The 2,309-nt window shown below is 45.3% G+C and carries 1 pseudogene; it reads right to left on the reverse strand.

Going from position 1 to position 2,309, the window contains the following annotated elements:
- A pseudogene (locus A1QO_RS02235) lies at nt 1-2,309 on the reverse strand (T1SS-143 repeat domain-containing protein); the annotation flags it as partial.

Genomic DNA, 2,309 nt, shown 5'->3' on the forward strand with positions numbered 1-2,309 from the left:
GATTCTGAAGTGGCTAACATCATCACTTCCCTCTGTATATTCAATGGACTCGGTTCTACTCACTAGTGCGCTATTTGGCTCCGAGCCATCAGCAAGCACAGATTCAGATAACAACACCCCAGGTATTTCAGTAATTTCAGGGAGTTGACCATCTTTAATCGTGAGTTCTACCGTTGCCGTTACGACGTCTTTATCAGCATCACTTGAAGTAACAACGATGGATTTCGTGATATCACCACCGGAATGATCTAAATCTCTGTTCGGCTCAAATCGTAATTCACCCGAAACGGTAATGAATAATGTACCCTCATCAAAATCAAAGGACTGCTCACCAGACACCGTTGGGTTAAGTGAAATAGCATCTCCACCACCAAAGGTAAATTGAGTAATGGTTGCACCGTCAGCACTTTGAGCAGAAATTAGCTCAATGGTATCGGTTGTTGGATTAGCCGCACCAACACTCAAGTCATCCAAAGATGGCTCTGTGATTGTCAGACTGCTGCCCTGCATCGTTTGCACGTCATCTTTGATCGTTACTGACAGATTTTTTTCATCTGAGACGCCACCATCCGTATCGACCGCATACACGGGTAGGACGAAATTGAGTAGATTACTTCCTTGCACAAACGCATGATCGAACGCTTCGATTAACGTAAAGGTGTAACGGCCTTTGTCAGTGCTGTCTGCATCACCATAATTATCGAACTTCAGCGTGAATACTGGTGTTTGTTGACCTAACGGACCTTCAGTAAAACCAAGGTATTCCCCTGAATCATCAGGCTCTTCACGAAGCTTAACCACTAATCCATTCGACGTGAGTGTTTCATCAGAATTAAAGTCACTGGTGGCTAGTTTAAAGTGCTTAATATCATCGCCACCTTCAGCGTAACTTATTGACGCAGAACTGCTGACAGTAGAGCTACTCACTGGCGTGCCATTGGGTGCTGAGCCATCAGCAAGCGCAGATTCAGATAAAGACACCACAGGTATCTCAGTAATTTCAGGGTCTTGACCATCTTTAATCGTGAGTTCTACCGTTGCCGTTGCGAGGTCTTTATCAGCATCACTTGAAGTAACCACGATAGATTTTTTGATATCACCATTGACATGATCTAGGTCTCGGTTCGGCTCAAATCGTAATTCACCCGTGAGGGTAATGAACACGGTGCCCTCATCAAAATTAAAAGACTGCTCACCTAAAACCGTTGGATTAAGTGAAATAGGATCACTGTCGCCAAAGGTAAATTGAGTAATGGTTGCACCGTCCGCACTTTGTGAAGAAATGAGTTCAATCGTGTCGGTACTTGGTCTCGCACCAGAAGCGAGTTCATCAGCGTTCGGTTCTGAGATAGTGAGACTGCTGCCCTGCATGGTTTGCACGTCATCTTCAATCGTCACTGAAAGAGATTTTTTCGCCGAAACATCGCCATCAGTGTCTACCGCGTAAATAGGTAAAACAAAACCAACGGTGTTCTTATCTGAACCGTCTTGATGATCAAGCGCTTCGATAAGGGTAAAGGTATAAAGGCCTTTGTCTGTGCTGTTTGCATCACCGTAATTATCAAACGTGAGTGTGAATACTGGTGTTTCCTGATTTGACGAATCCACCGTAAATCCGAGGTATTCCCCTGAATCCTCAGGGTTCTCTCGAAGCTTAACCACTAAACCATGAGACTTGAGCGTATCATCAGGATTAAAGTCACTAATGGCAATTTCAAAGTGCTTGATATCATCGCTGCCCTCTGTGTAAGTGATGGAAGCTGAGCTACTAACCACAGAAGCACTCGCTGGCGTGCCATTAGGCGCTGAACCATCAGCCAGTGCAGATTCAGAGAGAGAAACCGTCGGTACTTCGGTGATTTCAGGATTTGCCCCGTCTTCAATCGTGAGCGATACCGTTGCCGTGACTTCATCTTTATCGCCATCACTCGAGGTCACTACGATGGATTTCGTGATATCACCACCGGAATGGTCTAGATCTCGATTCGGCTCAAAACGCAGCTCACCGCTAAGGGTGATGTATAAAGTACCCTCATCAAAATCAAAAGATTGTTCGCCAGATATCGCAGGATCTAGGGCAATAGAATCACCGCCACCAAAGGTAAACTTGGTAATCGTTGCACCATCAGCACCTTGAGCTGAAATAAGTTCAATAGTCTCAGTGCTTGGATTAGCCGCATTTGAACCGCTTGAAACTTCAGAAGCGCTAGGCTCTGTTATCGTCAGGTTGTTTCCCTGCATGATCTGAAGATCATCTTCAATGGTCACCGAAAGCGGCATCATGACGGAATCGTCACCATCACTATCGA

Origin of the sequence: Vibrio genomosp. F10 str. ZF-129 (genome assembly GCF_000287055.2) — a bacterium.
Lineage (GTDB): Bacteria > Pseudomonadota > Gammaproteobacteria > Enterobacterales > Vibrionaceae > Vibrio.